The organism is Caballeronia sp. ATUFL_F2_KS9A (genome assembly GCF_023630765.1).
Lineage (GTDB): Bacteria > Pseudomonadota > Gammaproteobacteria > Burkholderiales > Burkholderiaceae > Caballeronia > Caballeronia zhejiangensis.
Genome location: NZ_JALQEK010000002.1, coordinates 203,060 through 217,782, shown reverse-complemented (window position 1 = coordinate 217,782; position 14,723 = coordinate 203,060). Strand labels below are relative to the sequence as shown.

General features: G+C 64.1%; 14 protein-coding genes. 6 read left to right on the top strand and 8 right to left on the bottom strand.

Going from position 1 to position 14,723, the window contains the following annotated elements; genetic code table 11:
- The first annotated feature begins 81 nt into the window (after positions 1-81).
- The 6 genes from NCS67_RS03275 (at position 82) to NCS67_RS03250 (ending at position 6,472) form a co-directional block, all read left to right on the top strand.
- On the top strand, positions 82-600 hold the full coding sequence (locus NCS67_RS03275; RefSeq protein WP_033536679.1) for a disulfide bond formation protein B: 519 nt from the start codon (positions 82-84) through the stop codon (positions 598-600).
- 465 nt (positions 601-1,065) lie between these two features.
- On the top strand, positions 1,066-2,091 hold the full coding sequence (xdhC, locus tag NCS67_RS03270) for a xanthine dehydrogenase accessory protein XdhC (RefSeq protein ID WP_008350887.1): 1,026 nt from the start codon (positions 1,066-1,068) through the stop codon (positions 2,089-2,091).
- 40 nt (positions 2,092-2,131) lie between these two features.
- Positions 2,132-3,154, top strand: coding sequence for an adenosine deaminase (locus tag NCS67_RS03265; protein WP_008350888.1), 1,023 nt, complete (start codon positions 2,132-2,134; stop codon positions 3,152-3,154).
- Between the two features lie 9 nt (positions 3,155-3,163).
- A complete protein-coding gene (locus tag NCS67_RS03260) occupies positions 3,164-4,534 on the top strand; it encodes an NCS2 family permease (RefSeq protein WP_175981778.1) in 1,371 nt (456 codons plus the stop codon).
- A 25-nt stretch (positions 4,535-4,559) separates the two neighbouring features.
- Positions 4,560-5,888, top strand: a complete 1,329-nt coding sequence (gene guaD, locus NCS67_RS03255) for a guanine deaminase (RefSeq protein ID WP_008350892.1) — start codon at positions 4,560-4,562, stop codon at positions 5,886-5,888.
- A gap of 149 nt (positions 5,889-6,037) precedes the next feature.
- Positions 6,038-6,472, top strand: coding sequence for a hypothetical protein (locus NCS67_RS03250; RefSeq protein WP_008350894.1), 435 nt, complete (start codon positions 6,038-6,040; stop codon positions 6,470-6,472).
- Here NCS67_RS03250 and NCS67_RS03245 read toward each other — a convergent pair whose 3' ends face one another.
- The 8 genes from NCS67_RS03245 to NCS67_RS03210 form a co-directional block, all read right to left on the bottom strand.
- Positions 6,473-7,537 carry a 2-aminoethylphosphonate aminotransferase gene (locus tag NCS67_RS03245; protein ID WP_244807804.1) on the bottom strand — a complete coding sequence of 355 codons (1,065 nt, stop codon included), beginning with the start codon at positions 7,535-7,537 and terminating at the stop codon, positions 6,473-6,475. It abuts the gene before it with no gap.
- Complete coding sequence (aepY, locus tag NCS67_RS03240) at positions 7,537-8,694, bottom strand: phosphonopyruvate decarboxylase (RefSeq protein WP_250434191.1); 1,158 nt, start codon at positions 8,692-8,694, stop codon at positions 7,537-7,539. Before aepY ends, NCS67_RS03245 begins: the two co-directional genes overlap by 1 nt.
- On the bottom strand, positions 8,687-10,384 hold the full coding sequence (gene aepX, locus NCS67_RS03235) for a phosphoenolpyruvate mutase (RefSeq protein ID WP_034471350.1): 1,698 nt from the start codon (positions 10,382-10,384) through the stop codon (positions 8,687-8,689). Before aepX ends, aepY begins: the two co-directional genes overlap by 8 nt.
- Positions 10,381-11,157 carry a phosphocholine cytidylyltransferase family protein gene (locus NCS67_RS03230; protein WP_008350902.1) on the bottom strand — a complete coding sequence of 259 codons (777 nt, stop codon included), beginning with the start codon at positions 11,155-11,157 and terminating at the stop codon, positions 10,381-10,383. The genes aepX and NCS67_RS03230 overlap by 4 nt, the downstream gene beginning before the upstream one ends.
- A gap of 24 nt (positions 11,158-11,181) precedes the next feature.
- Positions 11,182-12,198 carry a flippase-like domain-containing protein gene (locus tag NCS67_RS03225; RefSeq protein WP_008350904.1) on the bottom strand — a complete coding sequence of 339 codons (1,017 nt, stop codon included), beginning with the start codon at positions 12,196-12,198 and terminating at the stop codon, positions 11,182-11,184.
- Positions 12,195-13,007 carry a HalD/BesD family halogenase gene (locus NCS67_RS03220; protein ID WP_008350907.1) on the bottom strand — a complete coding sequence of 271 codons (813 nt, stop codon included), beginning with the start codon at positions 13,005-13,007 and terminating at the stop codon, positions 12,195-12,197. Before NCS67_RS03220 ends, NCS67_RS03225 begins: the two co-directional genes overlap by 4 nt.
- Positions 13,004-13,702, bottom strand: a complete 699-nt coding sequence (locus tag NCS67_RS03215) for a CDP-alcohol phosphatidyltransferase family protein (protein WP_008350908.1) — start codon at positions 13,700-13,702, stop codon at positions 13,004-13,006. The genes NCS67_RS03220 and NCS67_RS03215 overlap by 4 nt, the downstream gene beginning before the upstream one ends.
- A 187-nt stretch (positions 13,703-13,889) precedes the next feature.
- Complete coding sequence (locus NCS67_RS03210; RefSeq protein ID WP_250434163.1) at positions 13,890-14,609, bottom strand: DUF4136 domain-containing protein; 720 nt, start codon at positions 14,607-14,609, stop codon at positions 13,890-13,892.
- Positions 14,610-14,723 lie beyond the last annotated feature (114 nt).

The following is a 14,723-nucleotide window of genomic DNA, read 5'->3' as shown; positions in this document are numbered from 1 at the left end:
TCCCCGCGATCCCCGCGCAACTCAGGTGCTTCCTTCTCGAATCGTTGCGAAATAATGAACAACTCTTTACATCACTTCACGATGCATCAGGACGACCGGGTGATGCGCCGCGAGCGCCGCCTGCTCGTGCTGCTCGGTTTGGTCAGTCTCGGTCTCGTCGGCGGTGCGCTGTATCTGCAGTTCTTCCATAACGAAGATCCCTGCCCGCTTTGCATCATCCAGCGCTATTTCTTCGTGCTGATCGCGATCTTCGCGTTTCTCGGCGCGGCATTCCGCAACTGGCGCGGCATTGCGCTTTTAGAGACGCTGGTCGCGATTTCGGCGCTCGGCGGTCTCATCACCGCGATTCGCCACGTCTATGTGCAGTCGCATCCCGGCTTCAGTTGCGGCTTCGACGCGCTGCAACCGATCGTCGACGGCCTGCCGCCCGCAAGCTGGCTGCCGCAAGTGTTCAAGGTCGCCGGTCTGTGCGAAACGCCGTATCCGCCGATCCTCGGACTCTCGCTGCCGCAGTGGTCGCTGATCGCGTTCGCGCTGATCTTCGTGCTCGTCGCGGCCAGCCTGCGATTCAAGCGCAAACTGCGCTCGACCGTCCGGTAATGTGTTCCGGGCGGCCGTCCGCGCCGCCCGTCCTTCCCCGCTTCATCGCGCTTTGCGCGCTTTCTCTTTCCCGCATCAGCGCATCCGCATAATCTTGATACGTCTGCCGCAATGTTTTTGGGATATTGCGGTGTTAAGGTCGTGTCTGGATGGCGATCTACGTGCGCGCAGTCCGCTTCGCTCAAAGGCAACCGGTTTTTTTCACGGTAACGCATGAAACGAACGGAAACCGCGTAACGCGCGCCCGGTCCGCAATGTCTTCCTGAATCATGACAACGCAAACCATCCGCTTCCCTTCGGCTCTGCGCCCTATTCCTATGCGCTCGCACGCGTTTGCGTGTGCGCGCTTTTCCCGCTTTTCTCTCGCTGGCCGATGGGATGTCCATCGCCCGGTAAACTAGCGTCTGCGACGACGCACATCCGCGCAAACCCCGCACAAACCCGATCACTTCCGGAGCTCACTCGATGCAAGTTTGGCTGAACGACCTGCAACACCTGCTCGCGCACGGCGACGCCGTCGTGCTCGTGACGGTCGCGCGTGTCGAAGGCTCCGCGCCGCGCGAGCCGGGCACGAAGATGATCGTCACCCGCGAGGACGCGCGTTACACGATCGGCGGCGGCCATCTGGAATGGAAGGCCATCGAAACCGCACGGCAAGTGCTGAAGGACGGCATGCGCAGCCCGCGCATGCGCAGACTCGAGCGTTTCGCGCTCGGCCCGAGCCTCGGCCAGTGCTGCGGCGGCGCCGTCGTGCTCGCATTCGAGCGGCTCGACGTCGCGGATCTGAACTGGGTGACGACGCTCGGCAAGCGCACCGCGCAAGGTTTATCGACCGTGCGCAGCGTTTCCTTCGCGCCGGATCCCGAGCTTCGCGATGCGGTGATGCTCTCCGATCCCGAACCGGGCGCGACCGACGCCGACTGCCTGCTGTGGGACGGCGCCGGTTTCGACGAGCGCGGCGCGCTTTTGACCGAGACCATCGCGCCGAACGACTTTCAGGTCGTGCTGTTCGGCGCGGGCCATGTCGGGGCAGCGCTCGTGCGCGTGCTCGCGACGCTGCCGTGTCACGTGACCTGGGTGGACGAGCGCGATGCGGCATTTCCCGCACCGCAGTTCGTGCCCGATAACGTGACGATCGAGCCGACCGACGCGCCCGACGAAGCTGTCGATAATGCGCCGCCCAACGCGTACTTCATCGTGATGACGCACAACCACACGGTGGATCTCGCGCTGGCCGAATGCATCCTGCGGCGCGGCGACTTTGCGTTCTTCGGCATGATCGGCTCGTTCACGAAGAAGAAGCAGTTCGAGCATCGGCTCGCGGCGCGCGGCATCGACCCGGCGCGCATCGCGCGGATGGTGTGTCCGATCGGCATCGACGGCATCGTCGACAAAGCGCCCGAAGTGATCGCCGTTGCAGCGGCAGCCCAACTGCTGCAGGCGGTCGAAGCCAACGCTTCGAGCCATGCGTCGTCGCAACAGACCGCCTGACCCACAGGCGAACTTGTAGCCCCAAAACTCAAAAGCCCAAATGAATCCCACACTCGCCGACAAGATTGCGCACGCGCCGAAAGCCGAGTTGCATATCCATATCGAAGGGTCGCTAGAGCCGGAACTGATCTTCGCGCTCGCGAAGCGCAATAACGTGAAGCTCGCGTACGACTCGATCGATGCGCTTCGCGCGGCTTACGCGTTCACCGACTTGCAGTCGTTTCTCGACATCTACTATGCGGGCGCGAGCGTGCTGCTCACGGAGCAGGATTTCTACGACATGACGATGGCCTACGTCGAACGCGCACTCGCGGATCACGTCGTGCATGCGGAAATCTTCTTCGATCCGCAAACGCACACGGAACGCGGCGTGCCGATCGAAACGGTCGTCGCGGGCATCGACGCCGCGCTCGCGGAAGGCGAAAAGCGCGGCTTGTCGAGCAAGCTGATTCTCTGCTTCCTGCGCCATCTGTCCGAAGACGACGCGCTCGCCACCTTCGACAGCGCGTTGCCGCTGTTCGACAAGTACGCGCATCGGCTGATCGGCGTCGGGCTGGATTCGTCGGAACGCGGCCATCCGCCGTCGAAATTCGAGCGCGTGTTCGCGAAAGCGCGCGAACGCGGTCTGAAGCTCGTCGCGCATGCGGGCGAAGAAGGACCGCCGTCGTATGTCTACGAAGCGCTCGATCTGCTGAAAGTGGATCGCGTCGATCACGGCGTGCGCAGCATCGAGGACGCCGCGCTCGTCGCGCGTCTCGCCGATGCGCGCATCGCATTGACGGTGTGCCCGCTCTCGAACATCAAGCTCTGCGTATTCGACGACATGACGAAGCACACGCTGAAGGATCTGCTCGATCAGGGCGTCGCGGTGATGATCAATTCCGACGATCCGGCGTACTTCGGCGGCTACGTCAACGCGAATTACTTCGCGATCGTCGATGCGTTGAAGCTCACCGATCACGAGGTCTACACGCTGCTGAAAAACAGCCTCGAAGCCTCGTTCGTCACCGAAGAAGAACGCGACGCGATGGTCGCGCGCCTGGATCAGCACTGGAAGCAGTAAGCAAGCACGATGGAAACAACCGCAACAACACAACAAGACAGCACCGCGCTCGAACGATTCTTCGGCATTCGCGCGGCCGGCTCGCGCACGAAGACGGAAATCGTCGCGGGCATCACGACGTTCCTCACGGCGATGTACATCATCGTCGTCAATCCGGGCATTTTGTCGGCGGCGGGCGTGCCGTTTCCGGCGGCGCTCACCGCCACGGTCATCGTCAGCTTTCTTGGCAGCTGCGCGATGGGCCTGTATGCGCGCAATCCGGTGCTCGTCGCGCCCGGCATGGGCATGAACGCGCTTTTTGCGTTCGTCATGGTTCACGGCGGCAAGATGCCGTGGCAGACCGCGCTCGGCTGCGTGTTCTGGTCCGGCGTGATCTTCGCGATTCTCGCGGCGTTCAACGCGCGCAAGCTCGTCGTCGATGCGATACCCGCGAATCTGCGGCACGCGGTCTCGTGCGGCATCGGACTCTTCATCAGCCTGATCGGGCTCGTGAACGCGAAGTTCGTCGTCGGCGATCCGGTGACGATCGTGCATTCGGCGTCGCTCAATCCGGTGGTCGTCACGTTTCTGATCGGCCTCGCCGTCACGACGATTCTCGTCGCGCGCAAGGTCACGGGCGCGCTGATGCTCGGCATCGTGTTCACGACGATCATCGCGATTCCGATCGGCCGCTTCTACGGCGACGGCACCGCGTACTGGCCCGCCGCCATCGCCACGAAAACGCTCGTCAACTGGAACGGCCTCTTCGCCGCGCCGGACTTTTCGGCGGTCGGGCAGCTCGATCTGATGGGCTCGCTGAAGGTCATCTACTGGCCGTTCATCTTCGTGATGCTGTTCACGTCGTTCTTCGACGCGCTGTCCACGTTCATGGCGATTTCGGAAGCCGGCAAGCTCTACGACAAGGACGGCAATCCCCGCAACATCCGCCAGTCGATGATGGTCGACTCCTTCTCCGCGCTCATTTCCGCGCCGCTCGGCACGAGCCCGGCGAACGCGTACATCGAATCGGCGGCGGGCATTTCGGCGGGCGGACGCACGGGTCTCGTCGCGGTCGTCGCCGGATTGTGCTTCCTGCCGTTCCTGTTCCTTTCGCCGCTCCTGTCGCTCGTGCCGGCGATCGCGACCGCGCCCGCGCTCGTGCTCGTCGGCGTGTTCATGATGGAAGCGATCACGAAGATCGAATGGCATCGCTTCGACGAAGCCATTCCCGCGTTCCTCGCGATGATCCTGATCCCGCTGACGTACTCGATCACCGATGGCGTCGCGTACGGCTTTCTCGCGTTCGTCGTGCTGAAGTCGGCGACCGGGCGCGCGCGTGAGATCAAGCCGGCGATGTGGATCATCGCGGCTTTCTCGTTAGTCCTGCTTTCGCAGCTTTGAACATCAGATACGGAGACGTTGCACCATGACTCAGACCGCCTACCGCGCCCAATTGCTGACCTTTCGCGAGGACCCCGCGCATGCCGCCGACGGCGCGGTGTACGAGGCCGATGGCCTCCTCGTCGTCGATGACGGCAATGTGGTCGCGGCAGGCGCGTATGCGTCGCTGCGCGACACGCTCGCCGCCGACGCGACCGTCCACACGATGCGCGACAAGCTGATCGTGCCGGGTTTCATCGACTCGCACATCCACTATCCGCAGACGGACATGATCGCGTCGCCCGCGCCGGGCCTTTTGCCGTGGCTCAACACGTACACGTTTCCGACCGAGCGCGGCTTCGAGAATCCCGCCGTGGCGCGCGAGACGGCGAGCTTTTTCATCGACGAGCTGCTCGCGTGCGGCACGACGACCGCGCTCGTCTACTGCACGGTTCACAAGCAATCCGCCGATGCGTTCTTCACTGAAAGCGAAGCGCGCGGCACGCGCATGATCGCGGGCAAGGTGCTGATGGACCGCAACTGCCCCGAGTTTCTGCGCGACACGGCGCAATCCGGCTACGACGACAGCGCCGAACTCATCGCGCGCTGGCACGGGCGCGGCCGTCAGCAGTACGCGCTGACGCCGCGTTTCGCGCCGACATCGACAGAAGCGCAGCTCGAAGCATGCGGCGTGCTCGCGCAGAAGCACAACGACGTGTTCATCCAGACGCACGTCGCGGAAAACACCGACGAGATCAAATGGGTCGAGAGCCTGTTTCCGGGACATCGCAGCTATCTCGACATTTACGATCACTACGGCTTGCTGCGTCGCCGCGCGGTGTACGGCCACTGCATCCATCTCGACGACAAGGACCGCGCGCGCATGGCGGAAACGGGCTCGGTTGCATCGCACTGCCCGACTTCGAACCTCTTCCTCGGCAGCGGCTTGTTCGATTTCGAGAAAGCTGGCGAGTCAAACATGCCGGTCGCGCTCGCGACGGATGTCGGCGGCGGCACGTCCTTCTCCATGCTTCAGACGATGGGCGCCGCGCACAAGATCGCGCGTCTCACCGGCCATCATCTGACCGCGACGCGCATGTTCTGGCTCGCGACGACAGGCGCCGCGCAAGTGCTCGAACTCGACGACAGGATCGGCACGCTCGCGCCCGGCAGCGAGGCGGATTTCGTCGTGCTCGATCCGAACTCGACGCCGCTGCTCGCGCGCCGGACGTCGCGCACCGAATCACTGGAAGAACTGCTGTTCGCGTTCGCGCTGCTCGGCGACGATCGCGCGGTCTTCGAGACCTACGCGGCCGGCAAGCGCGTGCACGCGCGCGACACGCGCAACACGGCGAAGCTGGAACTGGCGGCCTGACGCGTTCAGGAATCCGCGCAACCGACGCCCTTCCTTCGAAGGGCGTTTTTGTATGTAGCGTCACGCAAACCGCGACGATCCACTCGACGGAATGAGCACTTTTGTTGCAATCTCGTTAAAGTGCTGGCTGTTACGTTCGCTGCTTCGCCATGATCGCTGCCCGACTCGTTCGCTTTGTTCTGCCGATGACGCTCGCGTCGCTGGCCGCGCTCGCCCACGCGGAAGCGCTCGATGCGCAACTCGATTGCAAGTCGACGCCGCACGCTTTCATCGCGCCGCTGCAAGAAAACAATCTGCTGGAAAAGAAGCCGATGCGCGTCGAGCCGAACTCGATCAACGCGTTCCGCGCGGCGAAAGGCGCGACGCTGACGGCATATGGATTCAAGGTCTACGCGCTGGTGGCGTATCAGAAGGACGATCCGCTCTTCAGGCAGGGCAAGGGCGAGCCGATCGGGGATGCGGCATACGGCGCGGTCGTCTGGGGCGGCGACGCCGAGGTCGAGCAGAAAGTGCGCGCGGCGGGCAGCGACGCGGTCGTGCGCCACGTCGCGCCCTTCATCACGGCGATTTTCTGCAAGCTGTAATCAGCGCAGCAGCGTCACGAACGACGAAATCAGGCGATCCATGTCGTTCGCGTCGAGCGCGCCCATCGTCGAGATGCGGAACAGTTCCTTCGACAGGCCGCCCTGCCCCGCATAAATCACGAAGCCCTTCGCCTTGAGCGCGTCGTGCAGCGTTTCATACGTGACGCCCTTCGGCAGCCGATACGCACGCAACACCACCGACGACTCTTCCGGCGGCAACGCGCTCTCGATGCCGAGCGCAGCCAGCCCCGCGCGCACCTGTTCGGCGAGCTTCGCGTAACGCTGATGCCGCGCGCGCCAGCCGCCTTCTTCCTCGAACTCGCGCAGCGCCTCGACGAGCGCGTAATACGCATGCACCGACGGCGTGAACGGCGTGTTGCGCTCGTCCTGCAGCTTCGCGAGGCGCGCGATGCCGAGGTAATAGTTGCGGCTCGCGGCCTGCGCCAGCGCATCGCGACGCGCGATGACGAACGCCGCGCCCGGCACGCCGTGCAGGCACTTGTTCGCGGTCGCGGCAATCGCGGCGATGCCGCCGCCCGCGAAATCGATCGCTTCGGCGCCGAAGCTGCTCACCGCGTCGAGCAACAGACCGACGCCGCGTTCCTTGCACGCGCGCGAAAGCTGATCGATCGCGTTCAGGCGGCCGGTCGTCGTTTCGTGATGAATGATCGCGACATTGCTGAACTTCTTCGTGTCGAGCAGGCCGACGATCGCGTCGATGTCCGGCGCCTGCATCCACTCGTATTTGACGACCTCGTGATCGATCCCGTACTGCTTCGCGATCTGCGCGATGCGATCGCCATACACGCCGTTTTCCACGACGAGCAGCCGCCCGCCTTCCGGCACGAGCCCGGCGATCATGCTTTCGACCGCTGCCGTGCCCGAACCGGTCATCAGCACGGCGCTCCACACGGCCGGATCGAGCGCGTAAGCGGCGACGAGACGCTCGCGCGCTTCGTCCTGCAGATCGAAGAACTCCGGCTCGCGATGGCACAAGTCGGTTTGCAGCAGGCTCTTGCGCACGCGTTCGCTCAGCGTGACAGGGCCCGGATTGAGCAGCAGCATCAACGGCCTCCTATGTGTTGTTGCAGGCGCGCGCGTACATCCTCGGGCGTGATTTTCGGACGAGGCAAGTCGGCGGGCGTGCCGGTTCTGATCGACAGCCGCGCGAAACGCACGCCGCCGACATCCTTCGCTTCGAAGAGACGATCGATCACGCCGATTTCGTCGCCGTCGAGCGCGAGCGCATAGCCGCACGCCGATGCGATCGACGCGAAATCGACTTCGCGCGACACCGTCGCCTGGCCGCCCGTCGATTCGTGCGCGCCGTTGTCGAGCAGCAGGTGAACGAGATTCGACGGGCCGTATGCGCCGAGCGTCGCGAACGCGCCCATCCGCATGAGCGCGGCGCCGTCGCCATCGAGGGCGACGACGGTCAGATCCGGACGCGAGAGCGCGAGGCCGAGCGCCATCGGCGTGACACAGCCCATCGAGCCGACGAGATAGAGCTGATTCTCGCGGTCGTCGATCGCGTACAGCTCACGTCCGCAAAAACCGGTCGATGCGAGCACGACCGTCGCATCCTTCGGCGTCTTCGCGATGACCTTTTGCAGCGCGTCGTGGCGCGTCACGCGCTCGCCTTCGAAGCGCTGCACGCTCGCCGGATTCGCATTGACGCGCACGCCGGACAAGCCGGTTTTCTTCAGCTCGTAAGGCGCGACGCTGCCCTTTTGCATCACGAGCGCGTACGGCCGGCCCGTGCGGTCCATGTAGTCGGTCGCGCGATCGAGCGCCGGGCCGATCTCGCCGGCTTCCGTGGGGAACAGCTCCCACGGGATTTCCATCGTCTCGAGCATCTGCGGCGTGATGGGGCCCATCAGCGCGTGCTGCGGCTCGTCGTGGACGCCCGGCTGGCCGCGCCACGTGACGATCAGCAATTGCGGCAGACGGAAGGTCCACGTGAGCGACGTCAGCGGGCTTACGGCATTGCCGAGACCGGAGTTCTGCATCATCGCGATGCCGCGACGCTTCTTCCCGCCGCCCAACGCGACGCCGGCGATCAGCGCGACCGCGTCGCCTTCGTTCGCCGCCGACACGTAATGCAGCGATTCGTCCTGCAACACGTAGTTGATGAACGGAGTCAGAAACGAGCACGGCACGCCCGCATACCAGTCGAAGCCTCGTTCGCGCGCCGCCTCGACAAACTGGGCGGCCTCAATCACGCGCGTTCTCCGTGCTTTCCGAGCCGATCGGCGTCTGACCGTGCGCGAAATCGCCCGCGCGACGGAAATCGTCGAGATCGTTCACGCCGCGCCAGTGGCCGTGCACGTATTGCACTTCGATTTTCTGGCCATCGGCGATCAGCGCGTTGAGAAGCGCGGCCGTGTCGAGCGTGTCGAAATCGGCGCGTTGCTGCAGCGTGCCGAGCGTTGCGAGCAGGCGTTCGCGCGCAGCGGCGCGCACCTTGACGAGGCCCATCCAGCGGCCTTGCGGCGCGCGTCCATCGGCGATCATCTGGCCCGCGCCGACCACGCTTTCGAGCCACACTTTCTGGCCGAAGAGCGCGCGGTCGTCAGCGGTCGAGCAGTACGCGAAATCGGTTGCCGCCGCGCCCGCCTGTAGCGTCTGCGACGAATCGACGACCACGCAGAAGTCGCTGTCCGACTCGACCAGATCGCGCAGGATGTAGCTGCGGAACAGCAGGTCGCCGTAGGAAATCACAGTGTCGCCGTTCATGTGCTGGACGGCGCACGCGAGCGACGCAAGTTCGCCCGTGCTTTCGTGCTTCTCGTTGACGACGAGGCGGATGCCGCCCTTCTCGATCGCATCGGCGCGATATCCGCCGACCACGGTGATGTCGTTGATGCTTTCCTTCTTGAACGCCTCGACGAGATGGCGCAGCAGCGGCTTGCCGGCGACCGGCAGCATCACCTTCGGACGCGCTTCGGTCAGCGCTTCGAGGCCCGCGCCGCGGCTCGCGGCGAGCACGATCGCGCTGCGCTTCTCGTTGGCCGCGCTCAGGTAGATGTTCTCGGCGGCGGAATATTCGTCCGCGTCCTGCAGACGGAAAATCTCGTTCACCGACGCGATGCGGTCCTCGACGTTGACGAGCGTCTCGCTGTCGTGGATTTCCTTCGCGATCGCCTGCATCGCCGAAACCGCGCCGCGAATCAGATGATTCGCCCAGATGACGCAGCTGATGCCCGCCTGACGGAACGCATCGGTGGGCGTGCTGTAGTACTTCGTCGGCACGATGACGAGCGGACCGCGCCCCGCCCATTCGCGCGCGAACGTGAGGATTTCGTCGGGCTTGGAGAGCTTGCTGTGGATGAGAATCGCATCCGCGCCCGCCTGGCGATACGCTTCGGCGCGCTTCAACGCCTCTTCCATGCCCCAGCCGGCGATCAGCGCTTCCACGCGCGCGACGATCGAAAAATTCGGATCGCTTTGCGAATCCTTGCCCGCCTTGATCTTGCCGCAGAACTCGTCGATATCCGCGAGCGGCTGCGCTTCGCCGTTGATGAAGCTGTTGGTCTTCGGAAACTGCTTGTCCTCGATGCACACGCCCGCGATGCCGCGTTGCTCGAGCTTGCGCACGAGACGCCGCACGTTGTTGAAGTTGCCGTAGCCGGTATCGCCGTCGAGCAGGATCGGCAGATCGCTTGCGTCGGCCATGAATTCGAGGTTGTCGACGACCTGCGTCCAGCTCGCTTCGTTGTTGTCGCGCACGCCGAATTGCGCGGAGATCGACAGGCCCGAGCCCCAGATCGCCTTGAAGCCGGCTTCCTTCGCGATGCGCGCCGAAATGCCGTTGTGCGCTTCCATCAGGAATTCGAGGCGGTTGCTTTGCAGCATTTCGCGCAGGCGCAGCGTGCGCGAGTAGCCAACCGGGATTTGCGTGGGTGCGTTCATTGTTGCGAGGCTCCTGCAAACTGACGCAGCGCGTTGAGCGACGGCAACACTTCGTCCGCGGCGCGCTTCACGTCGTTCTGAAAATCGATTTCGATCCACGGCGCGCCGGTCACATCGGCGATATCGAACGCGTGGGACTTTTCCAGCAACAGGTCGCGCACCGCTTCTTCGTGCGGCATCTTCGCGCGGCCCGTCGCGACATAATCGGCGCAGATTTCGGCGAGGCGCGTGGCCGTCGCGTGATCGAAGCGGAAGAAGCCGACAGATTCGCCGATCGTGTCGTACTTCAGCCCCGCCGCGACCTGCTTGCGCAGTTCGACCGGCACGCCGTTCTCGACGCACAGCTTCACCGGCTCGTCGCCGGCTTCGAAATCGCGATCGATCAGCAGACGATTCAACGAGCCGCCCGCGACGAGCGGCTCGAAGATGCGTTCGTCGTAGAGCACGTCGGCGTCCATCAGGAGGACGTCGCCGCCGCGCGTCATCGCGTCGCGCGCGGTGTGCACGGACAGCACGCTGCCGAGCGTGAATTCGTCGTTGACGACGATTTCCGTCTTCGGCTTCCAGTCGATCGCCGCAAGCTCCGCCTCGATCTGCTCGCTCTTGAAGCCGGTCACGAAGACGACTTCATCGACGTTCGCGGCTTTCAAAAAGTGCAGATGACGTTCGAGCAACGATGCATCACCAAAGCGCAGCAGACACTTCGGCTTTTGCTGGCCTTCGGGCTGAACGAGGCGCAAGCCCATCCCGGCCGCAAGAATAATTGCGCGCATGCTTGTGTTCCCTTCGTGGGTGGGTCAGTCGATATCCGGCACGCGCGCGAGACGGCGGCGCTGCCAGCCTTTTTCAACGAAATGCAGATAGACGATGCCCGGCACGCCGAGCAGCAGTTCGCGCGCGCGCTTCGCAAGCGACAGCGCGAGCGCCGCTTCCGGCGGCAAGCCGACCAGACGCGCAAGCAGCAGATAGCCGCCTTCCTGCACGCCGAGCGAGCCGGGAATGGCGAAGGCCGCGCCGCGAATCGCCTGGCCGAGACTTTCGAGCAGCAACGCTTCCGCCCAGCCGACCGGATGGCCGAGCAGATGCAGCGCAAGCCACACTTCGCCCGTGCCGACGATCCAGCCGACGAGACTCAGCCCGAAGCTCGCCGCGACCTTGCCGCGCTCGCGATACATCTCGTGGACGGCGGCGTCGACGGCTTCGGCGCGCGTGACGAGCGACGACCAGTCGCGCTTCGCCGAGAACTTCGCGGCGATGCCGGACGCAAAGCGCATCGCGCGGCCGAAGAGACCGCGCCGCTGCGCGAGATAGAAACCGAAGATCATCAGACCGATCACGCCGATCACCGCGAGCACGGCGATCGTGACCGTCGATGACGAGCCGCCCGCCGCGTAGCCTGTCAGCAGCACGACGCCGATCAGCGCGAAGATCAGTTGCGCGACGGTCTGCATCGTCGTGCTGACGGTGATGACGGCGGCCGCGTCGCGCGCGCGCATGCCGCGCTGCGCGAGATAGCGGACCATCAGCATCGGCCCGCCGATCTGGCCCGCGGGCATCAGGCTATTGACCGATTCGCCGGCCCAGCGCGCGAGCAAGGCGTCGCGCAGGGACACGTCGCGTTCCTTACTGGAGAAGAGCACGCTGATCGCGCCGGCATCGACGACGAGCGGCACGAAGTGAAACGCCGCGACCGCGATCAATCCCCAGCCCGCCGCGGCCAGCGTCGATGCAACCGAACCGAAGCCTTGCCAGCCGAGCAGCGCGATGAACAGCACCACGCCGACCGACAGCAGGAATGTGCCCGCGCGGCTCATGCCTGTCCGTTCTTGCCGCCCTTGCGGCGAAAGACCTGCCTGAATCCGAAATACGCGATCGAGTCTTTCATGTTCGAGATGAAGCGCTGAAACGGACGCATGTTCGGGTTCGTCACGTACTCGAACGTGAGCGACACGCGCATCTCGTTTTCGCCGAGCGGCGTGACGCGATGGCGCAGCTTGTCGCCGTCGAAAAACACGAACGCGCCGGGCGGATATTGCACGGAGCCCGGCTGATCAGGAACCGCCGGATTCTTCGTGTGCAGTTCGTAATCGAGCTTGCAGGACGAATCGTCGATCACGCCGAGCAGGAGCGTGTAGCGGCGGCCATCGTAATACGACGTGTCGTAATGCCAGCCGATGTGGTCGCCGGGCTTCGTGTAAAAGTAAAGCGCGTAGGCGTGAGGATCGTCCTCCGGCGAGAGTTGCAGCTTGTCGCCGGTGATCGATTCCAGCCACTTGATGAGCGCTTCCGATCGATACAGGTCGGCGATGAACGGCGCGAGCTTGTCGAGCGTGTGACGGCTCACGCTGCCGCCCGCCTTGTGCCCCGGCAGATAGTTGCGGTTCACGGACGGCATCACGTCGTGCACGGCGGCGATCAGCCGCTCGGTGTAGTCGCGCGGCAGGAAGTCTTCGATATAGAGAAACGAGCCTTGCTGGCCGTACTCGTCGCGCAGCTTCGGCGTCTGCAGCGCGGCGAGGCGCGCGTTCATCGTCGAATCGATATCGCGCTTCGACGGGCGCGCGGTCGTCGCCGTCTGCGCCGGTTGTGTCAGCGTGCTCTCCGGAGTTGCCGTATCGCTCATCTCACCGCCTGGAAATCTTTGTCGTCTTTTGCATGCGTGGCCTGCGCGCGGCGTTTCGTCTGCGCGACGACGCGCTGATAGTCCACCGCCACATAAATGGCGAAGAGCGGCGCGCCGATCGCCGCGGCGATCAGAAACGGCGTCATGCCGTTCAGAATGGTCACGAGCGGAAGCAGATACAGCACGTCTTCCGTTTCGAATCCGGCCAACGACGCCTGTTTCGTGCCCGACTTGCCGATCATCGATTCGATACGCATGCGCAGGAAAAAGATCAGCGCAACCGCCACGCCCGCCATGCCGCCGAGCCATTGCGCGGGCACGATCATCGACGGATGATGAACGGCCACGTAAAACCCGATGCCGAGGAACAGCAGCACGGTCACGAGCGCATCGCACGCGAGATCGTAGAAATGGCCGATCTTGCTCGACTGGCCGCTGATGCGCGCGAGTTCGCCGTCGGTGTGATCGACGAAATTCGACAGCGCGATGAGAAGCGCGCCGAGCGTGCACATCCAGAACTGGCCGAGCGACAGATACCACGCTCCAGCCAAGCCGATGGCGAGGCGCAGCGTGGTCAGATGGTTGGGCGTTACCGGCGTGCCGACGAGCGGCGTGACGAGACGGCGTGCGAGCCGCGCATCCCATGTGGTGGGCTCGGGAACGGCTTCAGGATTGGGCGGACACGATTTTGTCATCCCGGGAATATATCGCTAATTGACCGAAGCTGCATATATTGCGGCCCGGCGCCGCCGCGATATTTCCCTGTTTAGTCAAGGGCGGCGGGCGTGTTTGAAACATTTCCCGAAGCCGTAAAAGGCAATGCTCACTGCGCATGACGGCAAAAAATTCCGATGCCGTTTTCGCGTCGATGCGACGGCCCGATCAATCGACGGTTTTCGCTGCGGGCGCGGGTGCGACGCTGCGCTCGTTCGGTCCGGCCGACGCGGCCGTCTCGTTCGACATGCCGCCGCTCTTGTCCACCGGCAGCGTCACCGTTCTGACCGTGCCGTTACCGAGCGGAAAGTCCGCCAGCGCGCTGCGCACGAGATACGGCATCGCCTGATACAGCGACGGATCGCCCGTCGCGTTCACCGCCGTCACCTTGTACGTCTCGCGGCCGGTCTTGCGGTCGTTCATGCGGATCTGCAGCGCGTGGGTATAGACCGGATAGCTCTGATCGACGTAACCCGTCGCGCCCCACGAACCGTACGGCCCCCACCCGCCCCACGGTCCGCCCCAGTATGGGCCGGCGCCCCACGGACCGTACATCGGCCACGGATCGTAGTAGACCGGTTGACGCACGGTCACCATGTCGCCGCGAACCGAATAGGCGATCGCGATCTGATAGTTCGCGCTCGCCTCGGGCGCCTGACGGAAGTTGTACTTCGCGAGTTCGTTGGCGAGGAGCGTCTCGTAGGTCGTCTGCTCGATGCTGTTCTGCTGCTCGCTCTTGCGCGTGAACGCGTAGGTGCGGGTCGCGTCGCTGCCGCTCCAGTCGGAGAATGCAGTGACCTGCGTCTGCACGTAGGTCGTGCAGCCGGCGAGCCACATCGCCGCCAGCATCAGCGGCCATGTGACGAGCGTCCTGATCGGGAATTTCATGGTCGTCCTCACTTCGTTCAGCACCCTTCTCCGTTATAGACAGCACCGCCTTGCGTCGCATGGCGGCGTCCTTGTTTTGTGGGGTCCACGACGCGTGGCGCCGCCCGATTCACG